Origin of the sequence: Stenotrophomonas sp. HITSZ_GD (assembly GCF_029543105.1) — a bacterium.
In the GTDB taxonomy this organism is placed as follows: Bacteria; Pseudomonadota; Gammaproteobacteria; order Xanthomonadales; family Xanthomonadaceae; genus Stenotrophomonas_A.
In genome coordinates, this window is the sequence record NZ_JARQXB010000005.1 from 99425 (window position 1) to 124558 (window position 25134).

11 protein-coding genes and 1 tRNA gene are annotated in these 25134 nt (G+C 67.4%); 9 read left to right on the forward strand and 3 right to left on the reverse strand.

Features of this window, described 5'->3' with window-relative positions; genetic code table 11:
- Positions 1-117 precede the first annotated feature (117 nt).
- From P6166_RS07195 to hxsC, 4 genes are all read left to right on the forward strand, one after another.
- Positions 118-190: transfer RNA gene (locus P6166_RS07195), tRNA-Ile, on the forward strand.
- 632 nt (positions 191-822) lie between these two features.
- On the forward strand, positions 823-1125 hold the full coding sequence (locus P6166_RS07200) for a hypothetical protein (RefSeq protein WP_130317295.1): 303 nt from the start codon (positions 823-825) through the stop codon (positions 1123-1125).
- Positions 1122-2615, forward strand: a complete 1494-nt coding sequence (gene hxsB / locus P6166_RS07205) for a His-Xaa-Ser system radical SAM maturase HxsB (protein ID WP_277763793.1) — start codon at positions 1122-1124, stop codon at positions 2613-2615. The genes P6166_RS07200 and hxsB overlap by 4 nt, the downstream gene beginning before the upstream one ends.
- Positions 2612-3793: a His-Xaa-Ser system radical SAM maturase HxsC gene (gene hxsC, locus P6166_RS07210; protein WP_277763794.1), complete on the forward strand. Its 1182-nt coding sequence runs from the start codon at positions 2612-2614 to the stop codon at positions 3791-3793. The genes hxsB and hxsC overlap by 4 nt, the downstream gene beginning before the upstream one ends.
- Positions 3794-4717: 924 nt before the next feature.
- On the opposite strand, the gene P6166_RS07215 is transcribed toward hxsC, so the two are convergent.
- Positions 4718-5458, reverse strand: a complete 741-nt coding sequence (locus P6166_RS07215) for an alpha/beta hydrolase (protein ID WP_345781861.1) — start codon at positions 5456-5458, stop codon at positions 4718-4720.
- Positions 5459-5787: 329 nt separating this feature from the next.
- The gene (locus tag P6166_RS07220; RefSeq protein ID WP_277763796.1) at positions 5788-7488 is read right to left on the reverse strand and encodes a serine hydrolase domain-containing protein; all 1701 of its coding nucleotides are present in this window, start codon (positions 7486-7488) and stop codon (positions 5788-5790) included.
- A 694-nt stretch (positions 7489-8182) separates the two neighbouring features.
- On the opposite strand from P6166_RS07220, the gene P6166_RS07225 reads away from it, so the two are divergent.
- The 5 genes from P6166_RS07225 (at position 8183) to P6166_RS07245 (ending at position 23650) form a co-directional block, all read left to right on the forward strand.
- Positions 8183-17740: an SdrD B-like domain-containing protein gene (locus tag P6166_RS07225; RefSeq protein ID WP_277763797.1), complete on the forward strand. Its 9558-nt coding sequence runs from the start codon at positions 8183-8185 to the stop codon at positions 17738-17740.
- A complete protein-coding gene (locus P6166_RS07230) occupies positions 17737-21132 on the forward strand; it encodes a hypothetical protein (RefSeq protein WP_277763798.1) in 3396 nt (1131 codons plus the stop codon). Before P6166_RS07225 ends, P6166_RS07230 begins: the two co-directional genes overlap by 4 nt.
- Positions 21133-21154: 22 nt before the next feature.
- On the forward strand, positions 21155-22177 hold the full coding sequence (locus P6166_RS07235; protein ID WP_277763799.1) for an OmpA family protein: 1023 nt from the start codon (positions 21155-21157) through the stop codon (positions 22175-22177).
- A 133-nt stretch (positions 22178-22310) separates the two neighbouring features.
- Entirely contained in the window at positions 22311-23012 is a 702-nt protein-coding gene (locus P6166_RS07240; RefSeq protein ID WP_277763800.1) for a hypothetical protein, read from the forward strand.
- Between the two features lie 74 nt (positions 23013-23086).
- The gene (locus tag P6166_RS07245) at positions 23087-23650 is read left to right on the forward strand and encodes a DUF488 domain-containing protein (RefSeq protein ID WP_345781862.1); all 564 of its coding nucleotides are present in this window, start codon (positions 23087-23089) and stop codon (positions 23648-23650) included.
- A gap of 13 nt (positions 23651-23663) precedes the next feature.
- Here the strand turns inward: P6166_RS07245 and P6166_RS07250 are convergent, their stop codons facing one another.
- The gene (locus P6166_RS07250) at positions 23664-25040 is read right to left on the reverse strand and encodes a hypothetical protein (protein ID WP_277763801.1); all 1377 of its coding nucleotides are present in this window, start codon (positions 25038-25040) and stop codon (positions 23664-23666) included.
- Between the last annotated feature and the right edge of the window lie 94 nt (positions 25041-25134).

The window sequence follows — 25134 nt, forward strand, 5'->3', positions numbered from 1 at the left end:
GTAGAGATTGGGAGCCCCGCGAAAGCGGGGCTTCTTTTTTGGGTGGCAACCGGCTGCCTAACGTGTGGCGGGACGTTAAACTTGGCGGGCTGCGGTGCAATGCCGCGGGTGCGATGCGGGCCTATAGCTCAACGGTTAGAGCAGGGGACTCATAATCCCTTGGTTCCAGGTTCGAATCCTGGTGGGCCCATATATTGAACGTCTTATGTAGCGCTACGACTGTTCTTGTAAGCGTAAGTTGTCCGCGGCAATGGAGTTTGCCCTGCTAGCGAAAGTCCGTTGGCGGGCAGATGGCTTTCTCGGCGGCTGTGAAACGCCCGGTTCTGACCGGTAGGGGACATTTGAGCGGCCCGGCGCGGGGAGGATGCTAATGTCAGCTTTCGGCCCTGAGCGGATACTCGCATCCACTCCCTGACCTGAGCTGTCAAGTGAGGAATGCGTTGCAGATCGATGTGCTCAATCCGATCTTCATTCTGCTTGGAGGCAAGCCGCTTGTGCCGGGTTTACTGACGCGACGTATCCGAAGATGCCTTCTCTTGCGGCGTCATCTCATCTCAAGGACAGGGAGGCGAAGCCGGCATCGCACCCAAATCAGTGGTACACCCGCCTGCATCGATAGGGGGGACGGGGAGCCAACCCTGATGGGTTCCCTGTTAGCCGAGAAGGGGGTGAGTCATAACGCTCTACATTTCTTGGCCGCTTCTCGGCCATGCGAGAGAGCGTAGCCTCGGATTGGGTCGATTGGACCCATAATGCGACAGTCTTGTCAGACGCTGGTGGTGCGCGCATTATCTGGCCGTCTGTGGCCGGGGGGCGCAGGGAATGGATGCCATTGAGCTAAATTTTGAACGGGAGCTGTTCTCCGCAGACGTGCTGGCGCGCACCGCGCACCGGTATAGCCGCGATTACTTCGTTGATCTAAGTGCCGCTGGCGCCAATTTGGTTGTCCGTTTGCAGCCAAAAGCTGGCGTGGTATTGGATCCGATGCTGTCCGCTCGGTTCCATAATGATGCCTTGGATGACCGGCTCCGCGCTCAAGTAAGCTCGCAGACTTCAGATCTGCACGCCGCCCTGATCCACGCTGCCCTCAGCGAAGCTTGGCCGCATGGGCGCCGCCGGGAATGAAATTCCAACCTCGCGAAACCTTTGCGCAAGCGGACACCCGCTATCAGCTGCTGCCGATGCGTTTCCGGCGTCTGCCCTGGGACGACCAGCGCGTGTTTGTCAGTTCGCTGGCCGGCGACTGGTTGCTGATGCCACGAAAAATGTTGGACGAAGTTGTCGAAGGCCGGCTGGATCCGCAGTCGAGTCTGGCGGCGGATCTAGAAGCACGCCACCTGATAACCCGGGATGCCAGCATCACCCCACTGACGCCCCTATTGGGCCAGCTGCGTACACGCAAAGCGTACTTGCAGGGTGGGCCCGCATTACATTTGTTCGTGATTTCGCTACGGTGCCACCATACCTGCAGCTACTGTCAGGTCTCACGCCGGAACGCGGGACAGACCGCCTTCGACATGTCCGACCGTGTCGCAGACCTGTCGGTCGAGCGTCTGTTTGAATGGCCGAATCGCCGGCTGACGATCGAATTCCAAGGGGGCGAGCCGCTACTCCATTTCGAACGCGTGCGATCCATAACCGAGCGAATTCTAGCCCGCAATGCTAGCGAAGGCCGCGACCTTCGATTCGTGGTTACGTCGACGCTGCACGACCTGACTGATGAACAATTGGCCTTCTTCGCCGAGCACAGCTTCCAACTGTCCACCTCCTTAGATGGTCCGGAGTGGCTACACAACGCCAATCGGCCTCGTCCAGAACGCGACAGCTATCGCCGCACGATCGAGGGCATTGACCGGGCCAGGCGTGTCCTGGGCTCGGAAAGCGTGTCGGCGCTCACCACGCTGACGCAGCGTAGTCTGTCGGCGCCGCGGGAGATCATCGACGAATATCGGAAGCAGGGCTTCCACTCGATCTTTCTTCGTCCTCTGAGCCCCTACGGCTTCGCACGTCGCACAGCGCCGCGGATCGGCTACACAATTGCTGACTTCCAAGCGTTCTATCGTCAAGCATTTGAGCATCTGATCACCACCAACAAGGACGGCTATCCGCTCAAGGAAGTCTATGCTGGGTTGGTCTTGTCGCAATTGCTTACGCCGTTTAGCCATGGCTACGTCGACCTGCGCTCCCCGACGGGCAGCGGCTTGGGGGCGGTGGTGTACGACTACGACGGCCAGGTCTATCCCTCCGATGAGGCACGCATGCTTGCGGCTATGGGGGACCACACATTCGTGCTGGGACGGGTGGACCAAACCGTCCAAGACTGGCTGACCGCCCCTGCAATGCAGCGCCTACTCGATAGCGGGGTGGCCGAAGCGCTTCCCGGCTGCAGCGATTGTGCGTTCGTTCCTGTGTGTGGCGCCGATCCTGTTGATCATTACGCACGCCAAGGCGACCTGGTCGGCCATAGGCCCACCTCAGACTTCTGTGCTAAACAGATTGGATTCTTCGATTTGATGCTGCAACGGCTAGAGTTCGCGGATGCAAATGAGCGCCGGATTCTGGAAAGTTGGGCACTGCCCGACGCGCTGGGGGCTTCTTTGGCGGATGCGGCATGAGTCTGGCGCTCAGCTCAAAAGCGACGCTTGATGGATGGCCGAACGAGGTCGCGCAGTACAAGGTAGTCGATCTCGGCGACTTTGCGGCCGGCCATACGCCGTTCGAGCGGTCAGTGCTCGATCTGCGCGGGCTGCCCATCGCAGACCACGCGCAGCTGACGTCATTGCCGTGGCGCGGGTTTCTGGTAGACGGCCCCGAGCAAGGTCCAGCAGGACGGCGCTGGATCCAACTGCATGGGGCGCCAGAAACCGCCAAGGCGGGGGATGTCATAGAGACCCAGCCCCTGATAGGCAAGATCGCCGTCCGTTATCGCCGAGGGGCTAACGGCAACGTGCTGTTTGCGACCGAACGATGTGACAACTATTGCCTCATGTGTTCACAGCCCCCTCGCCAAGTCGCTGACGAATGGCGGCTAGGGAAGTTGCTTGAGCTCGTTGAGCTGATCGATCGGAATGAACCTTCTTTGGCGATCAGCGGCGGTGAACCCACGTTGCTGGGTGACGGCCTGGTGGACCTGATCGCGAAGTGTGCCGAACAGCTACCCGAGACGGGGGTGCATGTCCTTTCCAATGGCCGCGCTTTCCGGGACGCCGTGTACGCCGCTCGCTTCACCGGACTCAGCACCCGCCTGAGCTGGGGCATTCCTCTATACGGTGACCACTTCGCCTTGCACGACTATGTAGTGCAGCGGGCAGGTGCTTTCGCGGAGACACTGCGCGGCCTGTACGCATTAGCACGGGCAGAACAGCGCATCGAGATCCGCGTCGTCCTGGTTAAGCCCACCGTCCAGCGTCTGGAGGAGTTGGCGAGATTTATCTACCGCAACCTGTCCTTCGTCGACCACGTTGCCCTTATGGGTATCGAGCCGATCGGCTTCGCCAAGGCCAATCACGAATCGCTGTGGATAGATCCTGTCGATATGGCAGAGGCGCTGGCTGGCGTCGTAAGCCACCTTGGCCGCAGAGGGATCCCGGTGTCTCTGTACAACCTGCCGCTGTGCACGCTCCCAGCCGAACTTCGGCCTTTCGCCAAGCGCAGCATCTCTGACTGGAAGCAGGACTACGAACCCGAATGCGAAGGGTGCGTTATGAAGGACAAATGTAGCGGCTTCTTTTCCTGGGTAACCGAGGAGTGGAGAAGTCGGTCGATTCAGCCGATTCTGGAGAATTCGCTATGAGCAAGATGCTCACGATTGCGACCGCTGTGCTTGGAGGTCTGAAGCCGGGCGACCCAGGCCAAGTTAGCCTCCAGGTCGATATAGCGGCGCGTGCGCAGGACGATGCGAAGTACCTGGTGACACTGCCGGTGCCGTTGAATGTCGGCATACACAACATGTATGCGGGTCACCGCTCCCATAGTTCCCACAGCTCGCACAGCAGTCATAGTTCGCACAGCTCCCATTACTCCGGAAGTGGCGGGTCGTATACGCCCTATGTTCCCGCCCCGACGCCGAGTCCTGCCCCATCGGTAGCACCCCTACGCGAGAGTTCCTCATACCCACGCGCTGGCTCAGTACCGACGCAGAACCTCGCTTCGCCGAGCTCCACGTCAGCGCGAGCGAGCCAGGACCAGCTCAAGCTCATGATTATGCGGGTCCAAGCTGCGCTATACGCTCAAGGCTACGATCCGGGTGCAATCGATGGGGTGTTGAGTTCTCAGACGAAGATCGCGTTGGAGATTTTCCAAAGTCGGCACGGACTAAGGGTGACAGGGACCATGTCTACCGAGACACTTAATGCGCTTGGCGTTGTGCTGAGTCCGTGAGCTAGCAGTAGCTGGCTTGGCTGGCTGCGAAGTTGTGCCGATCGTGTAGGTCGAAGCGATCGGAAGCCCCCTGCCCAGTGGAATCTGTAGGTACGGTCAGTCGACCCTGGACAACGGTGGATTCCAGGTGGACAACTTATGCTTCCATTACCTGGACAACTTATGGTTTCAAGAACAAACGACTGAAATCCTCCGGAAATAGAGCGCTGTTGGCCTCTTTGTGTCTGCTCACGTCCAAACTAATCCGCCAGAATCCAGACTTCTTTGGCGCTAGCCCGCGGTGCCGATACCCGTTTCACGACTGGAGCGACATATCAGGCCAAGGCGTCCCCACCCACTAATTCCCGATGTCGCGTATGACACCCCTTCCCCTGAGCCAATCTTCCGCGAGCCGTGGCCATTTGGTTATCGCGAACGGGGATGGTCGAAGGCCGAACGCATGTCCACCCTCAGGATAGATGTGCATTTCCGCAGGCACACCCGCCTTTCGAAGCGCCATGTAGTAGACCAGCGATTGGTTGACGCCATCGGTGTGGTCGTCCTGGGCCTGCAACAAGAATGTCGGCGAAGTGTCCTCAGAGACCGGAATCAAAGGATTCAGCGCGTCATCGTTGCTCGCCAATCGGCCCGGGTAGATCGCTAGCGCAAAATCTGGCCGCGCACTCTGGTTGTCGGCCTCATCTACCGGGGTGTAGAGCCGCTGCTTGAATTTGGTACTGGTCTCGGCAACCAGGTAGCCACCTGCTGAGAATCCTATGACGCCCACTTTCCGCGGATCGATCGACCATTCCACGGCGTGCGAGCGAACCAACCTGATCGCCCGCTGCGCATCTTGGAGTGCCAACGTGGACTCGGCGTACAGGTCTGGATAGCAGCCACACTGCCAGTCGTAGGGCAGGCTGGGAACACGGTACTTCACCAGGACACAGGTAAGGCCCAGGCCGTTCAACCAGTCGCATACCTCGGTGCCCTCGAGGTCGATGGCGAGCACTTGAAAGCCTCCGCCCGGAAACACGACCACCGCGCCACCGTTACCTTTCTCCTTCGGAGCGTAGACCGTCAGCGTAGGTTCGCTCACGTTCGTGACGGCTAGCCACGGCCTTCCCGCAATCTTCGGGTCCGATCTGGATACCTGGGTCTCAGGTCCCGGGAGCGCTTGGGCACTGGGAACCTTGTGAGGCCAGAGCGGCAATTGGGTATGCCCGCCCGCGGGCTGCCATGCCGCCTGCGAAGACGCATTCGCACTCACCGCCATAAGAATCGACAAAATCGCGCTTCTCTTCATCATGCGCATCCTGGAAGTTGATGGCGACGCTATCAAACAGGCTCGCAGAACGCGACGAGGCTGAAGCAGGCGGCTTGCCAGGCCGGGTCGGAATCTGGTTTGTCAGCCAAGCCAACCCCCCTTTATTCCTTCCGAAAGCTCAACCCCAAATAAGTCATCACCTCGCTCCCCTTATCCACGCCGAATGACACCGCATCGCCTGTCATGCTCGGCCCGAGCCCGCCTGTTCGCGCCTCATCTGCCGTGACCGGCACGATCGGATAGTTGAACGTGCCGGTGTTGTAGCGCACCCGCAGCACCGGCAAGCCATCGTCCTGCAGTCCCACCTCGGCCCCGGCGATCTTTTCGAACCCCGGCATCGTGTAGCCGAACAGCTGGTAGCGGCCCAGCCGCTGCTTCCACTCGTCCCCGAGCGCTTCATCCGGGATGCGATAACCCAACTGCCGCTCATGCGCCCCTCGGCGCCAGAACAGCACGTGATACGGCCCAATATCGCGGAAGTAGTAGAGATCGCCGTTCGCCTCGCCGGCGCCCTGCACGGCGAACACGCCCGGCGATGTCTCGGTCGCCGCGTAGGTTTCCGTGTCGTGCCGAATGGACAGGCCCGCCGCGGTTTCCTCCACCTTGGCGTAGCTGTTCTTCTGCGCGTAGTAACCCACATGCCGCGAGCGCGGCGTATCGGAAGATGCGGGGAGTGGCGCGGGCTCAGGGACGATATCCTTCACCGAAAGACCGTGGCGCTCCAGCCAGCGGAATGCGAACTCCTCGCAGACCGCATCGCTCCCCACGGTATTGGCCAGGATGACCACGGCCGTGTTTTGTTCCGGAATCAACAGCACTGCGGCATTGGAGTAGAACGTGCTGCCGGCGTGGTAGGCGGCGAAGCGGTCGTCGTGACGGAACAGGAACCAGCCCAGCCCCTTCTTGTTGGTATCGATCGGGATATCGGTCTGCAAGGTAAACATCGACCGGATCATGGCTTCCGTGGCCACCGGGGAGGGCGTGCCGTGATACGCAGCCATCAAGGTGGCCGCGTAGGTGGCCAGGTCTTCCGCCGTGGAATAGATGCCGCCGGAAGCGATGTCACGCAGTTCGAACACCGCCGCCTCGGTGCCGTCGGGTCCGTAGGCCTTGCTCCGGCCGGCCGCATGCGGGTCGTCGGCGAATCCGGTGTTCTTCATGCCCAGCGGCGCAAAGATCCGCTGCTTCAGATAATCCGGGTAATCGGTTCCGCTAGCCTTCGCCAACGCGTGCCCCAACAGGTTGTAGCCGGCGTTGGAATACAGGCCTACCGTGCCCGGCGCGTGCGCCAGCGCGGTTCGGTTGAGCAGGGTCACCACGTCGGTGTAGCGCGCTTGATCGCTCTGCATGTCGAGGAACACATCCGTCGGCACGCCCGCGCTGTGGGTGATCAAGCGCCTGAGCGTGACCTGGTCACGGTCTTCGCCATGCGTGCGGATGCGGAACTCGGGCAGATAGCGGGATAAAGGCTGGTTGATATCGACCAGGCCTTGCGCTTGCAACTGCATGGTCGCCAACGCGGTGAATGTCTTGGTCACCGAGCCGATACCGACCTGGGTGCCAGGCGTCATGGCGATGCCGGCCTGCTTGTCCGCATAACCGAACCCCTGCTTCCACACCACCTTGCCGTCCACCACCAACGCAGCCGACAGGCCGACCACGCCGCTCTCCTGTTGGCGTTGGGCCAGCCATCGGTTGAGTTCCGCGATCTCAGCGGACGTCCGCGGCTCGGCGCCCCCCGCCAGCCCGGGCAGGGTCGACAACAGCGCGACCAGGAACACGGCGATGTTCTTTGCTCTCATGGCGTTGCTTGAACTCCCTCGATGGGATGTGACGCGCGATGGAAAGTCCGGTTGAGGCCTGCCTTTGACTCCGAAGCGCGAACGTAGCCATCTCGCGCGGCCAGCTCAAGGCCAGAAGTCACGTGATCCCCAATGCGACAAAGCGGCAGCGCGCAGGGTGGGCACGCCGACTGCTCGCACCCTCGAGCCATCGCGGGTACCGCGCCCCAGGGCAGAGCCAGCGCATCGAGCCAGCGCCACGGCAAGTCGTTACGACCCTTCAGGACGCCACGCCGCCAAAGTCAGCGCAAATTGCATTCTCCAGTCGCGAAGTGCCGCCGCTCGACATCGCAATTCGTATCTCGATGGGCGTGCGCGCCGGCACGCCTCGGCTTCCACCGCCAACGTTTTGACACGCCCTCGAAACCCCAGCCACACCAGCCTCTCGCGGGGCCGAGCCCTGTGTGTAACTGGCGGCTCCGCCGTTACAGCCGAGAAACTGACGGGTACGTCACACCTTGTGTCGGAAAAAAGTCCTTGACGCTTTGTGACGTCGTCCGCAATATGCGCCCCGCCTGCCGGTTGGCCACGCACCGCGTGCTGTATCTGCGCTAGCGGCCCCGACAGCGCCTTCGAACCAGTCGACCGCTGGGTCCTGCCCGTTCGGGCAAGGCCGTAGGGCGCGGCTGTGCCGTGAAAACAGGGGACAATCGGAATGGCTCTACTGCAACGCGACAGCCTTGCGGCTGCAACGCGCGCGCGCGTGCGCACCTCGGATTCGGCTCGGCTGTCGCGCGCGCTCGCGCGCCCACGGTGGGTCCCCTGGCTGCTGGCCGCGCTGTTGCTGCCTGGCGGTGCGCTGGCCGCGAACCTGCAGATCACCAACCTCTCCGATACCGACTACGACCCGACGCCGGCCGGCAGCAACGTCGTCTACAGCGTCACCGTCGAGAACAGCGACGCGGACACCGTCACCGATGCGGTGGTGCTGTTCGACCTGCCCGCCGGCGCGCAGGCGATCGGCCCGCTGCAGTCGTACTGCACCGTGGCCGCCGGCAACGCGCAGCGCCTGGAATGCCGCGTCGGCACGCTCGTGGGCACGGCCGGTACGGGTACGCCGGTGTCGTTCTCGCTGCCGATCTCCACCGTCGGGCTGTCGCCCGGCACGATCCAGATCCGCGGTGCGATCGGCTCGGAGGGCGCGATCCCGAGCGCCACCACGCCGCTGGCGTCGTTGACCGATGCCGACCCGTTCTTCGCCAACGACACCAATGTCGCCAACAACCGCCGCGTGGAATCGACCACGCTGGAATCGGCCGGCGACCTGAGCCTGACCAAGAGCGCCACACCGGACCCGGTCATCGGCGGCGGCGAGGTGACCTACACCATCACCGTGCAGAACGCCGGACCCAGCGCGTCGGCGAACATCCGCGTGATCGACGACCTGCCCGCCGCGGTCACCTATGTGGCCAACAGCTTCAGCGGCAGCGGCTGGTCCCTGGCCACCGGCACGATGACCGCCACCCGCACCGCGGCGCTGGCGCCGGGCGCGACCAGTACGTTCACCTTCCGCGGCCGCGTCAATGCCGGCAGCGGCAACATCGTCAACAGCGCGCGCGTGGAGGCCGGCGGCACGCCGGATCCGCAGCCCAACAACAACGTCGCCAGCGTGACCACCGCGGTCACGCCCGGCGCGGACCTGGCGCTGAGCAAGAGCGTGACCCCGGCGCCGGCGATCTCCGGCCAGCCGGTCACCTTCCACCTGCAGGTGCGCAACCAGGGCCCGAGCCCGGCCGAGAACCCCACCGTCACCGACAACCTGCCGGCAGGTTTCGTGGTGACCGGCGGCACGGCGCCGGCGGGCTGGACGTGCACCGACAGCAACGGCGATACCACCCGCTCGTGCGTGCTCAACGGCGCGCTGGCGGTGGGTGCGGTCGCCGACCTGACCATCACCAGCGTGGTGCCGGCGTCCGGCACCCACAGCAGTGGCGATGTCACCAACACCGCCACGGTGTCGGCGGACACGCCCGATGCGGTGCCGGCCAACAACACTGCCAGCGCCACCTTCACCGTGCTGGCCGATGGCTCGGACCTGTCGCTGCAGAAGACCAAGACCCCGGCGCTGGTGCCGGTGTGGAGCGGCGTCGGCAGCGACCTGGACAGCCGCATGACCAGCCACATCACCGTGCGCAACCTGGGGCCGCGCGCGGCTACGGGGCAGGTGCAGGTGGTCGATACGCTGGCCAACGGCGAAGAACTCCTGCTGCCGGACGGGTCCGTCGCGCAGCCCGGCGTGCCCTACGCCACCGGCGCGTGGACATGCACCGTCGATAACGGCTACGCGGCGGGCACGCCGCAACGCGTCACCTGCGACCTGGGCGCCAGCGCACTGCCGTTGGCCGTCGGCGCGCAGGCGCCGGAGTTGCAACTGCTCACGCGCGCGCGCACTTCCTCGGCCAGCCTGCTCAACAACGCCTGCACCGGCGGTTCGGGCGGCTCGATCGAGCCGCTGACCGATGGCGGCATCGACCGCGACCCGGAAACCGGCAACGACTGCTCCGGCGCCGGCACGCGCACCACCGACGAGCGCGCGGACCTGTCGATCACCAAGCAGACCAACGGCCCGGGCGATGCGGACAACGTGCTGGCGGCCAACCAGGAATCGCTGACCTACACGCTGACCGTCACCAACAACGGTCCGGACGCGACCACCGGCGTGGTGGTCAACGACACCGTGCCCGGTTACGTCGCCGGGCGCACGCGGATCGCCGTGATCGCAGCGCCCGCGGACTGGTCCTGCTCGCTCTCCAACGCGTCGGTCGTGTGCCGTTCGGGCACCACCGCGCTGGCCAGCGGTAGCAGCGCGCAGATCGTCATCGAGGTGCTGCGCGCCCTGTTCGACAGCTACGCGCAGGGCAGCGTCAACTGCGGCGGCACGACCGTCACCGGCGCCTTCTGCAACACCGCCGGCGTCGGCATCGATGCCTCGGTGCCGGGCTCGGTGGGCGAACTGGTGGGCAACAACAACCAGGCCTCGGACTGGATCCGCATCGCGCGCGTGGCCAACGTGGTCACCACGGCCAAGACGATCGCCTCCGGTACCCCGGGCCGCGCGGGCGTCAACACCACCTATTCGATGTCCTACCTCAACGACGGCCCGTCCACGGTGCCCGGCGTGATCTTCCGCGACGTCTTCACGATCCCGGCGAACGATTCGGGCTTCGTGATGATCTCCGCGCGGCGCACCGGCGCCGGCACGCAGACCTGCGCGGTGAGCGCGGGCGCGGGCGTGACCGTGACCGCCACCGCGGGCGGCAACTCCTACGCCAACCCGACCGGCGCGCCGGCACAGGTGAGCGTGGTCTGCCCGGCGCTGCCGACCTTCGCCAACCAGCAGACCGAAACCCTGCAGGTGGTGATCCGCCCGAACGTCAACGCGACCAACACGGGCCGCCAGTTCGACAACGTGGCCGACTTCGTCGTGGACATCGACGGCGACGGCAATGCCGACGCCACCGCCGGCACCGATGCGCAGGGCAACACCTACGACTTCAACACCGACACGAGCGATGACAGCAAGAGCGCCTCGCTGCCGTTCGAGGCCGGCGAAGTCGACCTGATCACCAACAAGGTGGATACCGGCTTCACCAACGGCGTGGACCCGCTGGGCTACGACGCGCTCAACCCGGCCAGCAACCTCATCACCTATCGCGTGACGATCCGCAACAACGGGCCGTCGGTGGCCACCAACGTGCGCCTGCGCGACACGCTCACGCCGCCCGGGGGCCGCACGGTGACCTTCATCGGCGCCTCGACCTCGCCGACCGGCACGTTCTCCGCGTCGGCCTGCAGCGTGGTGTCGGGCAGCAACCCCACGGTGGGCGCGGCACAGACGCTGGACTGCCTGATGCCCGGCATCGGCTTCAGCCCGGACGTGGAAGGCGTGGTCGCCGCCGGGCAGACCAGCACGCTCTACCTGCGCTACAGCTACGACACCGCACCCGGCGCATCCGGCGACACGGTGCTCAATGTCGCGCTCGCCAGCTCGGCCGAGACCGACACCAACCAGGCCAACAACCAGGCCACGCAGGAAACCACCATCCGCGCCTCGGCCGACCTGGGCGTCACCAAGCGCGTGCTCACCACGCAGCCGGACATGGACCCGGACGTGGCGCTGCCCGCCAACGCGACCAGCGTGGCACTGCGCCAGCCCTATTACTACGTCATCGACGGCATCAACAACGGTCCGGGCGCGAGCCTGTCGCGCGACCGCAGCGGCACCAGCCCGCTCAACGGCACCGGCACGGTGGTGACGGACACGCTGCCGGCCAACCTGGTCGTCACCGGCCCCGCCAACTGGCAGAAGTCGGGCACGGTGCCGCCGGGCGGCGGTGGCGAGGTGCCCAACGGCACCGGCACCTGCACCGTGGCTTCCAACGTGCTGACCTGCCGCCTGGGCGACGTGACCGCCGCCGGCAAGCTGCGCATCGTGGTGCCCGTGCGCTGGAACACCTGGCCCGGCGCGAGCGCGATCAACAACACCGCCACGATCGCCACCGAGCAAATCGACCGCAACAGCACCAACAACAGCTCCACCGTGCCGATCCTGGTCACGCGCTCCTCGCTGACGGGCCGCGTGTTCGAAGACCGCGACCGCAGCGGCAGCAACGGTGGCGTGCGCCAGGAGAACGAGCCGGGCATCGCGGGTTACGTCATCAGCCTGAGCGGCACCGACGCGTTCGGCAACGCGGTCAACCTGACGACCACCACCACCACCGACGGCACCTACCGGTTCGATAACCTCTCGCCGGCCGATGCCAACGGCTACACCATCACCCAGGGCCAGCTGGGCAACTACCGCAATGGCCCGGTCGACCCGCCGGTCGCCGGCGCCGATGCGCCCTCGCTGGGCGGTACGTACGATCCGGGCACCACCACGTCGCGCTACACCGCGGTCCCGGTCGGGGCCAGCGACAGCGCGGTGCGCTACGACTTCCCCGAAGTGCGCCAGCCCACGTTGTCGGGCTACGTCTACGTGGACAGCAACTTCAACGATCGCCGCGATGCGGGAACCGACCGCGCGATCGCCGGCGCCACCGTCGAGCTGCTGAACCATGCCACCGGCGTGGTGCTGCGCTCCACCACTACCGCCGCCGATGGCAGCTACCAGTTCGCCGACCTCGACCCGCTCATCGTCTACGCAGTGCGCGAACCGCTGCCGGCGGGCGGCTATCGCAACCGCGCCACGGCGGTGAACGCCGGACAGATCGGCGGCGCGGCCTGCGCCAGCGGCTGCACGCCCGGCACCGGCGTGGGAGGCGATGCCGCCACCACCGACCGGATCAGCGCCATCGACCTGGGCGCGGGCCTGGACGGCACGGCGTTCAACTTCGGCGAAGACGCGATCGCCTCCATCGCCGGCGCGGTGTACGTGGACCGCAACGGCAACGGCGATTTCGACGCGGGCGACGCCGGCGGCGCCCACGCGCGCCCGAATGGCGGCCTGGACAACGTGACCATCACCCTGACCGGCGCCGGCAACGACGGCGTGTTCGGCAATGCCGACGACCCGGCCCCGGTGACCGTGCAGACCGACGCCACCGGCGCGTACCGCTTCGAGAACCTCATCGTCGGCCAGCATTACCGCGTCACCGAGACGCAGCCGGCCGGCTATGGCAACGCCACCGAGAACGCCGGCGGCGTGATCGACATCGCCGCGCTGGCCCAGGCGGGTGCGACCGGCCAGGACTTCGGCGAGAAGCTGGGCTCGCTGGCGGGCAGCGTGTTCGAGGATTTCTCGACCAACGCCGCCACCAACAACAACGGCCAGTTCGATAGCGGCGAGCGCGCGATCGCCAACGCCACGCTGACCCTGACCGGCATCGACCTGTTCGGCAACCCTGTCAACCTCACCACGCAGACCGATGCGGCGGGCCACTACCGCTTCACCGACCTGCTGCCGCCGCAGGCGGGCAGCGGCTACCGCGTGGTGGAAACCCAGCCGGCCGGCTACATCGACGGCAAGCACGTGGCGGGCAACGCCACCACGGCCGGCGATGCCAGCGTGGCCAATGAATTCAGCGGCATCGCGATCGGCGCCGGCCAGGACGCCACGGGCTACCTGTTCGGCGAGTTGGCCAACGTCATCGTCAGCGGCAGCGTTTACCTCGACCGCAATGACGACGGCGACCGCAACACCGGCGACGCCGGCCTCAACGGGGTGACGCTGACCATCGTCGGCGCCGGCCCGGATGGGGTGTTCGGCACGGCCGACGACACCAGCGCGCAGGTCACCACCGATGCCAACGGCGATTACAGCTACGGCGGTGCGGTGTCCGGCCAGGACTACCGCATCGAGCAGACCCAGCCGACCGGCCTGGCCAACGGCCGCGAGCATCCCGGCAACGTCATTACGCTGACCAACCTGCCGCTGGCCGGCGCCACCGGCAACGACTTCGGCGAGCTGGCTGCGGCGCTGTCCGGCGCGGTGTTCCTGGATGCCAACCACAACGGCGTGCGCGACGCCGGTGAAGCCGGCATCGCCGGCGTGGCCGTGCAGCTGCCGGCCGGCACCGTCAACGCGCTGGGCCAGCCGGTCGTCGCCGCGACCACCGACGCCAACGGTGCCTACCACTTCGACGACCTGCTGGCGGGCACGTATACCGTCACCGAGCAGCTGGCGCAGCCGGTGGTCAACGGCGTCACCACGGTGAACGGCCTGACGCTGGCCGGCACGATCGACGGTACGCCGGCGGGCGTGGCGACCGGCGTGGCGACGCTGCCGAGCGCGATCAGCGCGATCGCGCTGCCGGCGGGCAAGGCGTCGATCCACAACGACTTCGCCGAAATCCTGCCGGTGTCCGTGGCGGGCACGGTGTTCTTCGATGCCAACAACGATGGCGCGCAGTCCGGCGCCGCGGAGACCGGCATCGCCGGCGTGCGCATCGAACTGCACGGCACCGACGATGCCGGCGCCAGCGTCAACCGCGATGTGCAGACCGACGCCCAGGGCCACTTCGCCTTCGAAGGCCTGCGCCCGGGCACCTATGCGCTGGTCGAGCCTTCGCAGCCCACCGGCACCAGCAACGGCATCACCACGCCGGGCCAGGTGGCGGGCGTGGCGACCGGTACGGCCACGCCGGTGGCCACGGTTCCCAGCCGCATCGACGGCATTGCGCTGCCGCAGCCGGGCAACGCCTCGGTGAGCAACCTGTTCGGCGAGATTCCGCTCAACAGCGGCATTCGCGGCCGCGTGTGGCTGGACGCCAACGACGACGGCGTGATCGGCGCTGGCGAGGCGGGCATCGCCAACGTGAGTGTGCAGCTGCGCGGGACCGACCTGCAGGGCCAGCCGGTGTCGCGCGATGTCGTCACCGATGCCGACGGCCGCTATGCCTTCGACGAACTGCCGCCGGGCACCTACACGGTGACCGAGCCGCAGCAGCCGGCCAACACGCAGAACGGACGCACGCTGGCCGGCACTGCCGGCGGCACCGCCACCGCCGTGGGCGTGACGCCTTCGGCGATCGCGGCGATCGTGCTGGGCGTCAACCAGACCGCGCAGGACAACAACTTCGGCGAGCTGCCGGCGGCGAGCATTGCCGGCCGCGTGTACGCGGACAACAACGACAACGGCCGCATCGACAGTGGCGAGGCCGGCATCGCCGGCGTGCGCGTGGTGCTGCATGGCACCGACGACCTCGGCCAGGCGGTGGACGCCGCCGCCACCACCGACGCCAACGGCGCCTACCGCTTCGACGGGCTGCGCCCGGGCACCTACACGGTGACCGAGCCGGACCAGCCGCCGCACACGCTCAACGGCATCACCAGCGCCGGCACGATCGACGGCGCCGCGGTGGGCACCGCCACCGGCCGCGACACGCTGCCTTCGGCGATCTCCGCCATCGTGCTGCCGATCGGCCGCAGCGCGGTGGACCACAACTTCGGCGAGATCGGCGATTCGCCGGACATGGTGGTCAGCAAGGCCGCCACGCCGGAACGCTTCACCGTCAACAACGGCGCCACCTATCTGATCAGCGTGCGCAATGCCGGCCAGCAGCCGACCCGCGCCGAGTACGTGGTACGCGAGCGCCTGCCCGACGGCGTGGTGCTCGCCGCCGCGCCCAGCGGCAACGGCTGGACCTGCGAAGGCGCGGTCGGCCAGGCGCGCTTCACCTGCCGCAGCAGCGCGGTGATCCCCGCGGGCGCCACCGCGACGGACCGCATCACGGTGCCGGTGGCGGTGAATGCCGCCGCGGCGACCGGCGCGCCGGTCAACAACGCCGTGCTGGTGGAAGGCGGCGGCGAAAACGAGAACCGCGCGCCGAGCGCCGACGAACGCGCCGCGTTCGAAGGCGACGTCACCGCGCTGCCGCTGTGCGATGCCGCCCAGCCCATGCACAACGCCTGCCGCCTGCCCACGCAGGTGCAGCTGGCCGCGTCGGTGTCGGGCACGGTGTGGTTCGAAAGTGGCGAGCAGACCCGCATCCTGGACGGCGGCGACCAGCGCCTGCCGAACTGGACGGTGGAACTGGTCGACCCGGCCACCGGCCAGGTGGCGCGCAGCGCGATCACCGGCGCCGACGGCACCTATCGCATCGGCGACGTGGTGCCCGGGCAGAAGTGGCAGCTGCGCTTCCGCCACCCGGGCTCCAACGCGGTGTGGGGCTGGCCGGTCAGCGGCGAGACCGCCGCGGGCGCGGTGGCGCCGTGCAATGCCGACACCGCGATGGCCGGCGGCACGGCGAGCAGCTGCCGCAGCACCGAGGGTGGCATCAGCGCGCTGGAAGTCGTGCTGAAGGCCGGCGAGAACCTGCCGCAGCAGAGCCTGCCGGTGGACCCGGCGGGCGTGGTGTACGACGCGGTTACCCGCGATCCGGTGCCGGGCTCGATCGTCACGCTGGCGCCGGTGGGCACCTGCGCGGGCTTCGACCCGGCCGGCAGCCTGCTCAACCTGGGCAGCGGCGGCTATCGCGTGGAAGGCAACGCGGTGTCGATGACCGTCGGCAGCGACGGCGCCTACCAGTTCCTGTTCGGCGCCAATGCGCCGGCGCGCTGCGAGTACCAGCTGACGGTGACGCCGCCGGGCGGCTACACGTTCGCCTCGACGATGATCCCGACCGAAGCGCAGACGCTGGCGCCGCCGGCGCAGGCGGGCGGCCGCTACGACGTGCAGCCCAACGCGCAGGCACCGACCGGCGCGGTGGGTACCGCCACCGCGTACTACCTGCGCGTATTCGCAGGCTCGGGCATGGCCGACATCGTGCACAACCACGTGCCGCTGGATACCGCGGTGGCCACGGGCTTGGCGATCACCAAGACCGGCGACCGCCAGACCGCGGAGATCGGCGACACCGTGCAGTACACCATCACGATCCGCCAGACCGCCGGCAGCCCGCTGCAGACGGTGAACGTGGTCGACCGGCTGCCGCGCGGCTTCACCTACATCGAAGGCACCGCGCGTGCCAACGGCGTAGCCGTGGCCGAGCCGCTGGGCAAGCCGGGCCCGAGCCTGGGCTTTGCCACCGGCCCGATCCAGGTGGGCCAGCAGATCGCCTTGACCTACCGCGTGCGCGTGGGCGTGGGTGCGCAGCAGGGCGACGGCATCAACCGCGCGCAGGCGCATGGCTGCTCGATCGCCGGCGGCTGCATCGACCCCGTGTCGCTGGCGCCGCGCCCCGGTTCGCTGCCGTCCAACCAGGCGCAGTACCGCGTGCGCGTGACCGGCGGCGTCTTCAGCGACGAAGGCTGCGTGCTGGGCAAGGTGTTCGTGGACTGCAACCACAACCACGTGCAGGACGCCGAGGAGATCGGCATTCCGGGCGTGCGGCTGTATTTCGAGGATGGAACCTGGGTGGTCAGCGATTCGGAAGGCAAGTACAGCTACTGCGGCCTGCCGCCGCAGAGCCACACGCTGAAGGTGGATGGCAGCACGCTGCCGGCGGGCGCTCGCCTGACCACCAGCAGCAACCGCAACCTGGGCGATGCCGACAGCTTGTTCATCGACCTCAAGAACGGCGAGCTGCATCGCGCCGACTTCATCGAAGGCAGCTGCGCCAACCCGGTGCTGGAGCAGGTCAAGGCGCGCCGCACGCAAGGCGAGGTGCGCGCACCGGAAACGGAACCGGGCCAGGCACCGCTGCGCTTCAGCAGCAAGCCGGCGCGCGCGCCGCAGCAGGCCACCGACAGTGCGGCGCAATCGCCACGCATCGTGCAGCCGCGAGGCGCCACCGCCACCGATGCGGCGGCCGGACAGGAGGTGCAGCCATGAGCCGCCGCCACTTGCCCGCCCCGCGCCGTGGCCACGGGCGTTCGCCGCGGATCAGCGTGCTGGCCTGCGCGCTCGCCGCGTTGACCAGCGCGCCCGTGCTGGCGCAGCAGAGCGTGGGCAGCAGCCGCTTCACGCCGGTACTGGGCGAGGGCAGCACGCTGTATCCGCGCTCGCCCGCCAGCGTGGACGCCGACGCGCGCCGCCCGCTGGCGCGCGGCGAGTCGCCGGCGTTGTCCGGCATGGACCAGGTCGTGGTCGAGGTCGATCGCGATGGCGTGCCGGCCGACGGCCAGAGCGCGGTGCAGGTCACCGTGCATCTGCTCGATGCCCAGGGCCAGCCGCTGCCCGGCCAGCGCTTTGCCACGGTGGAGATCAGCGGTGGACGCCTGCGCCTGCCCGGCTCGCGTACCGACGAGTTCGGCCCCGGCGCGGCCGATGCCGACAAGGTGGTGCCCGGCGTGCAGGTGCTCGTCGAGGACGGCTTGGCGAACTTCGCGCTGATCGCGCCGGACCAGCCGCAGGACGTGACCTTGCGCGTGAGCGCGGAGGGCCAGAGCGCCGAGGGCACGATCGGCTTTGTGCCGGAAATGCGCGAGATGCTCGCCACCGGCCTGATCGAGGGCGTGATCAACTTCGGCCGCCGCGACAACAGCGGGCTCATTGCGCCGGTCGACCACGACGACGTATTCGAACGCGATATCCGCCGCTGGGAGAAGCAGTTCAACCACGGCAAGGCCAACGCCGCCGCGCGCACCGCGTTCTTCGTCAAGGGACGCATCAAGGGCGAGTACCTGCTGACCGCCGCCTACGATTCGGACAAGCAGGTGCGCGGCCGCCTGCTGCGCGACATCCAGCCGGAGGAGTTCTACCCGGTGTACGGCGACTCGTCGCTGCGCGGCTTCGACGCGCGCTCGGCCGAGCGCCTGTACGTGCGCATCGACAACCAGCGCAGCTACCTGCTCTACGGCGATTTCCAGACCGGCGACACCTTGGCCACGGCCACCGGCGTCGGCGCGCATGGGCCCATCCCGCAGCGCAGCCTGGGCACCTACAACCGCACCGCGACCGGCCTGGGCTGGCACTACGAGAATCCGCGCGTGCGCTCGAACGTGTTCGCGATCCAGGATTCGCTGCGGCAAGTGATCGAGGAGTTCGCCAGCCAGGGCAGCGGCCCGTATGCCTTGCGCAACAACGCCGTGCTGGAAGGCAGCGAGCGCGTGGAAGTGGTCGTGCGCGACCGCAACCAGCCTTCGCGCATCCTCTCGGTGCAGCCGCTGGCGCGACTGGTGGACTACAGCTTCGAGCCGTTCTCCGGGCGCATCCTGCTCAACCAGTTCCTGCCCACGTTCGACAGCAACCTCAATCCGGTCTCGCTGCGCATCACCTACGAACTGGACCAGGGCACCGAGAAATTCTGGGTGTACGGCGCCGACGCGCAGTGGAAGGCGACCGACGCGCTGGAGATCGGCGGTTCGGCCGTGGACGACGAGAACCCATTCGCGCGCTTCCGCATGGGCAGCGCCAACGCCGGCTACCGGTTCGGCGAGCACACCGCGCTGGCGGTGGAGTTCGCGCGCACCGAGAGCGAGATCAACACCAACAGCATCAACCAGAACGCCACGCCGGGGCTGCAGGACCTGACCGGCCTGGTCGATGGCGATGCCTGGCGGGTGGAGTTCGGCCACGACGGCGAGAAGCTCGACGCCAACCTGTTCGCCGGGCGTACCGATCCGGGTTTCAACAACCCCGCTTCGCCGCTGTACGGCGGGCGCGGCGAGTACAACCTGGACGTGACCTGGCACCTCAACGAGCGCCTGGACCTGTACGTGGAAGGCCTGCGCAGCGAGGACCGCAACCCGGACGGCGGCAAGCGTGACGCCGGCGGCGCCGGTGTGCGCGTGGAAGCCACCGAGCGCCTGACGCTGGACGTGGGCTGGCGCTCGATCCGCGAGACCATCGGCGCGTATTCGCCGTGGACCACGCCACTGGGCTACGGCGATGCCGGCGGCCTGACCGGCGGCTTCGCCAGTGGCGCCGGCGGTGGTGCGCTGGGCTACGGCCAGCAACCGCTCGATACGCTCACCGGCTTGCCGGTGATCGGCAGCAGCAGCGCGCTGACCGGCACCGCCAGCGACCTGCCGATCGGCACGCGCCTGTCTTCGGACAGCGCCCGCCTGGGCGCCGGCTACCGTGCTGGTGAAAAGCTCACCCTCGGCGGCGAGTACGAACAAGGCGTGGCCGGCGAAGCGCGCCACCGCGTGGCGGCCGGCGTGGACTACCAGGTGTTCGAGCGCAGCCGGTTGTACGGCCGCTACGAGCGCCAGACCGGCTTGACCAGTGCCTACGGCATCACCACGACCGACCGCGAGGCCGACGCGCTGGTGTTCGGCGTGGACACCAGCTACGTGCGCGATACCCAGGTGTTCTCCGAATACCGCATGCGCGATGCAATCAGCGGCCGCGACGTGCAGGCGGCCTCGGGCATCCGCAACAACTGGGACATCGCCGAGGGTGTGCGCCTGAATACCTCGGCCGAGCACGTCAAGGTGTACGACGGCAACACCGGCGATGCGACCGGCCTGTCGATCGGCCTGGACTACAGCGCCAACCCGCTGTGGCGCGGCGCGGCGCGGCTGGAGCACCGCATCAGCGGCGACGTGGCACGCACCGAGACCGACGAAGCCTTCGATACCACGCTGGCGCAGTTCATGGTGGCGCGCAAGCTCAGCCGGGACTGGACGCTGCTGGGTCGCAACTACCTACTGTTCACCGACTACGCCGCGCGTGGCGACGTGCTGCAGAACCGCTTCCAGCTCGGCGTGGCGTACCGCGATACCGATACCAACCGGGTCAACGCGCTGGCGCGCTACGAGTACAAGCTCGAGCGCGACGAGAGCGGGCTGACCCTGGTGGACGGGCAGGCGGTGGATGGCAGCAGCCAGGACATCCGCACCCGCGCGCACATCGTGTCCACGCATGCCGACTGGCATCCCTCGCGCGCGTGGTGGATGACCGGCCGGGTCGCGGGAAAGTGGCAGCAGGATCGCTTCGCCTATGCCGATGGCGGGCGCGTGGACAGCCGCTTCCATGCGGTGCTGTTGTCCGGCCGCCTGGTCTACGACATCACCGAACAGTGGGACATCGGCGTGCTGGGCGCCACGTTCCGCGGCCAGCAAGGCGGCAACCAGTACGGCTATGGCCTGGAAGTGGGCCGCCTGCTGCGGCAGAACCTGTGGCTGTCGGCCGGCTACAACTGGTCGGGCTTCGAGGGTGACCGCGACCTGTCCGGCTACGAGTACACGCAGCGCGGCTTCTTCCTGCGCCTGCGCTTCAAGTTCGACGAAGACCTGTTCCGTCCCGATCCGGTGCGCTACCGCGACCCGACGCGCTGAGGACCCCATGACGATGACTGCCATGCCTATCCGTTTCGCTTCTTCCGCCCTTGCCATGGCGCTGCTGGCCGCCGGCGCGCTCGCCGATGCCTCCGCGCAGACGCAGTTGGCGCCGCCCCAGGCGCGTATCACCGACGAGGTCATCGCCGCCGACCTGGACGCCTACCAGGCGCTGCAGGAACGCCTGCGCGCGCTCAACGCCGCCGGCCGGCCGTTGCGCGACTACGGCATGGCGAAGGCGCAGTGCTGGCTGGACGTGTCGTTCCACGAGTACACGCGCAACGATCGCAGCGCTTTCCCGCAGGCGGCGCTGGCCGAATCGGAGAAGCTCGTCGTGCTGATGGAGCAGGGCGCCCACCCGTTGCCGACCGAGACGCCGCTGGTCAACGACGCGCGCTACCTGCGCGATGACCTGTGGCAGCGGCTGCGTGCCTTGCAGGCCGGCCCGGCGGCCGCATGCGCCGCGCAGGCCGTCGCCTGCGGCGAGGTGGAACTGGTGCACGCCGGCAACGAGTTCAACCAGCAGCAGTGGCGGCATGCCAAGCCGTACATCCAGATGGCCGAGGATCTGGTCAACGAGGCCGAAGCGGCCGGCCGCCAGTGCGCGGTAGCGCCGGCAACGGCGGAAGGCGTGGCCGCCACCGCGCCGTTGGATCCGCTGGTGGCCAACGTGCTGTTCGACTTCGACCGCCATGCCTACGGTGATATCCGCACGTACTCGCTGGAATCGCTCGACCGCGCGCTGGCGCGCATCCAGGCCGAGGGCCTGAGCGTGCGCGCGGTGGAAGTGATCGGCCACGCCGACCGCATGGATGGCCGCGGGCATGACTACAACGAAGCGCTGTCCGCGCGCCGCGCCGAGACGGTGCGTGCCGTGCTGGTGGGCCGGGGCATCGACAACGCGCTGATCTCGTATGCGTATCGGGGCGATCGTGAGCCGGTGCAGCGCTGCGAGGGCGTCAAGCCGCGTGCGGCCCTGCTGGAATGCCTGTTGCCGAACCGGCGGGTCGAGGTGCGCTTCGTGGTGGCGCGGCCGGATCGCTGACCGCCCGTCCGCTTTCGGCGGACCGGCACAGTGACTTCAGGCAGATGACTGCCTCCCGCGCGGCGTGTTGCCATGTCGCTACACGCCGGGTGGGTGATCGGGCCTGGCGCCCATGCCGAAAGGAGGCAAGGTCATGCATGCATCGCGTTCGATTTTGTGGCTGGCGCTCGCCGTCGCCACGCCGGCCCTGGCCCAGCAGAACCTGAGCAAGGTGTCCGGCGACATCACCACCCAGGCCGGGCAGCAGTACGGCGCGCTCTCGTCGGTCAGTGGCGATGTCCACGTGGCCGGCAATGTGCAGGCAGCGGGTGTCCACACCGTCAGCGGCGATATCCGCATCGACTCGGGCGCCACCATCGGCAATGTCGGCAACACCAGCGGGAACATCAAGGCCGCGGACAACGTCAAGCTGGCCGATCTCAAGACGGTGAGCGGCAACATCCAGCTCGGCCGCGAGGTGCAGGTGAATGGCGACGTGGCCACGGTGAGCGGCGATATCTTCACCGACCGCGGCACCCATATCACCGGCGCGATCAACTCGGTCAGCGGTTCGATCGGCCTCGTGCAGACCGTGGTGGACGGCGGCATCACCTTCGCCAGCAGCGATCTCACCGTGGGCGTGGATTCGCACGTGAAGGGGCGCATCTACCTCAAGAAGCCCAACTTCAGCCACCTCGACCACCCGCCGCGCATCGTGATCGGCCCCCAGGTGGTAGTGGACGGTCCGCTGGATTTCGAACTTCCGGTCCAGCTTTACGTGCACAGTTCGGCCAAGACGGGGAAGATCACCGGCGCCACGCCCATCGCGTTCTCTTCCGCCACGCCGCCGAAGTAAGCCGGAGAGCCTGCGCCGCGGCGCCCGCCGCGCCGCCTGACGCCGCGTCCACACCGCCGGCGATGTAATGCGGCATGCCTTCCCGCATGCCCGCGCCGGCGACGCTGCCCACCGTGTGGACCCTGGGGCACTCCACGCGCGGTTGGGAGGAATTCCTGGACGTACTGCGCGCGCATGACATCCGGGCCATCGCCGATGTGCGTCGGTTTCCGGGTTCGCGCCGCTATCCATGGTTCGCCAGCGATAACCTGGCCCAGCAGCTGCCCGATGCCGGCATGGCCTACACGTGGTTGCCGGCGCTGGGTGGGCGCCGCAAGGCGCAGCCTGGCTCGCCGAATGGCGGGTGGCGCAACGCGGCCTTCCAGGCCTATGCGGACCACATGACCAGTGCCGAGTTCGAGCAAGGCCTCGGCGTCGTGCTGGAGCTTGCAGCTCGCCACCGCACCGCGCTGATGTGCGCCGAGTTGCTGTGGTGGCGGTGCCATCGCCGCCTCATCGCCGACCTGCTCCGGCACAGGGGCCACGAAGTGCTGCACATCCAGGATGAAAAGCCCGCGCAGGCGCACCCGGACAACCCGGCGGCGCAGCCGCGCGGGCGCGACCTGATCTATCCGCCGGTACAGGCGGCGTTGTTCTAGGCGATTGCCGCGGTCACGAGCCGTCGGGGTCGTACCAGAACGGAATGGCGTAAGTGCGCCGGCGCGACGGGCCCCTGTCCTTGCTGTTCGGATTCCACACCAACTGCAGGTCGTGCCGGCCGGGGCCCTTGCCGCGCAGGTCGATGTAGCCCATCAGGCCGCGCATGCCCAGGTCGCGGCGTTCGGCGGGAAGGAAATCCTCCAGCGGCACGGGCGCGCCATCCAGCGTGACCGTCCACATCGAGGCGATGCATTGCGCGGCGAGCTGGGCGGCGGGCGCGCCTTCGGCCACGTTGCGGCCGTTTTCCAGCCGTTCGCATGTGTCGCGGGCGAGCGGGTTGTCCAGGCGCACGCGGTTGGGAATGAAGAGCCGCAGCTGGCGTGACTCGATCCGGTCGGCGGGAATCATGGGCTGCCGCACGACCGCATCGGCCGGACCCCGCAGGGACTCGTAGTGCGCGCTGGCCACGCCGTAGTCCACCGCTTCACTGGTCACCACCTGGTAACTGGGGAACAGCGAGAAGTTGATCGCGCCGAGGATATGCGCCGCGCCAAACACCAGTGCCAGCGTGGGCACCAGGTAGTAGATCGGCGTGAAGCCACGACGGCTCAGGTTGCTCTGCAAGGTGAGCTGCACCGGTGCGATGAGCCGCAGCGGCAGCATCGGCACGAGCACGCGCAGCAGGCCCAGCGTGGTGCGCCGCAGCCCGGCCGAGGGCAGGCCCTTGGCCTCGCGCCGGGCGACGAGCTTATCCAGGACGGTGATCCCGATGCTCAGCAGCATCACCACGCCGTTGAGCACCGCGAAGCAGATCACCGTGGCGATCTCGCGGTCCGGAAACAGCAGGCCGACCAGGAGGGACGGGATGACCAGCACCGCGCCGAACAGGCCGGTCCAGGCGATGCCGATCGCGATGATGATCGCGCTGACGAACAGGACCGAGGCGGTACGGTCCACGCGGTCGATCACCTCGCCCAGCTCTCCGACCATCGGCTGGTAGAACGCGCGCGCCACCGGTCCCAGCAGCGGCAACCGATCCCAGTCGATGCCGTTCGGGAAACCCGACTTCAAGCCGATCAGCCCCACCCAGTAGCCGCGGATGGCCAGGTGGATCACGAAGGCGATGCCCAGCGCGTAGCTCAGCCCGATGGCCAGCATGCAGCCGAACTGCACGGCATACCAGATCACGCCATCGGCGTGGATCTCGTTGGCCACCCACGCATCGAGCAGGCGGGGCGGCAAGGTGAGCAGGGCAAAGGCCAGCAGGCCGGAGATCAGCAGCTCCAGCTCGTCGCTGCGCTCGCGCAGGCGTTCGAAGGCAATGCGTCGGCCTGCCGGCATGACGCCCGGTGCGGCGTCCGCGCCGCCGGCATTCTCGATCTGGGTCATCCTGAAATCCCCTTCCAGTGGGCCGAGTCTAGCCGGTTCGCCCCAGGACAGGGCCGGATGTCGGCCGGATGTCGATGGGCGCCGCGCTCGTCCG

What these genes read in the sequence shown, in the direction of transcription:
- P6166_RS07245 (WP_345781862.1), top strand. Translation starts at nt 23,087, where the DNA reads ATGCCTTCCCGCATGCCCGCGCCGGCGACGCTGCCCACCGTGTGGACC.
- P6166_RS07250 (WP_277763801.1), bottom strand. Translation starts at nt 25,040, where the DNA reads ATGACCCAGATCGAGAATGCCGGCGGCGCGGACGCCGCACCGGGCGTC.
- hxsC (WP_277763794.1), top strand. Translation starts at nt 2,612, where the DNA reads ATGAGTCTGGCGCTCAGCTCAAAAGCGACGCTTGATGGATGGCCGAAC.
- P6166_RS07200 (WP_130317295.1), top strand. Translation starts at nt 823, where the DNA reads ATGGATGCCATTGAGCTAAATTTTGAACGGGAGCTGTTCTCCGCAGAC.
- P6166_RS07240 (WP_277763800.1), top strand. Translation starts at nt 22,311, where the DNA reads ATGCATGCATCGCGTTCGATTTTGTGGCTGGCGCTCGCCGTCGCCACG.
- P6166_RS07225 (WP_277763797.1), top strand. Translation starts at nt 8,183, where the DNA reads ATGGCTCTACTGCAACGCGACAGCCTTGCGGCTGCAACGCGCGCGCGC.
- hxsB (WP_277763793.1), top strand. Translation starts at nt 1,122, where the DNA reads ATGAAATTCCAACCTCGCGAAACCTTTGCGCAAGCGGACACCCGCTAT.
- P6166_RS07220 (WP_277763796.1), bottom strand. Translation starts at nt 7,488, where the DNA reads ATGAGAGCAAAGAACATCGCCGTGTTCCTGGTCGCGCTGTTGTCGACC.
- P6166_RS07230 (WP_277763798.1), top strand. Translation starts at nt 17,737, where the DNA reads ATGAGCCGCCGCCACTTGCCCGCCCCGCGCCGTGGCCACGGGCGTTCG.
- P6166_RS07235 (WP_277763799.1), top strand. Translation starts at nt 21,155, where the DNA reads ATGCCTATCCGTTTCGCTTCTTCCGCCCTTGCCATGGCGCTGCTGGCC.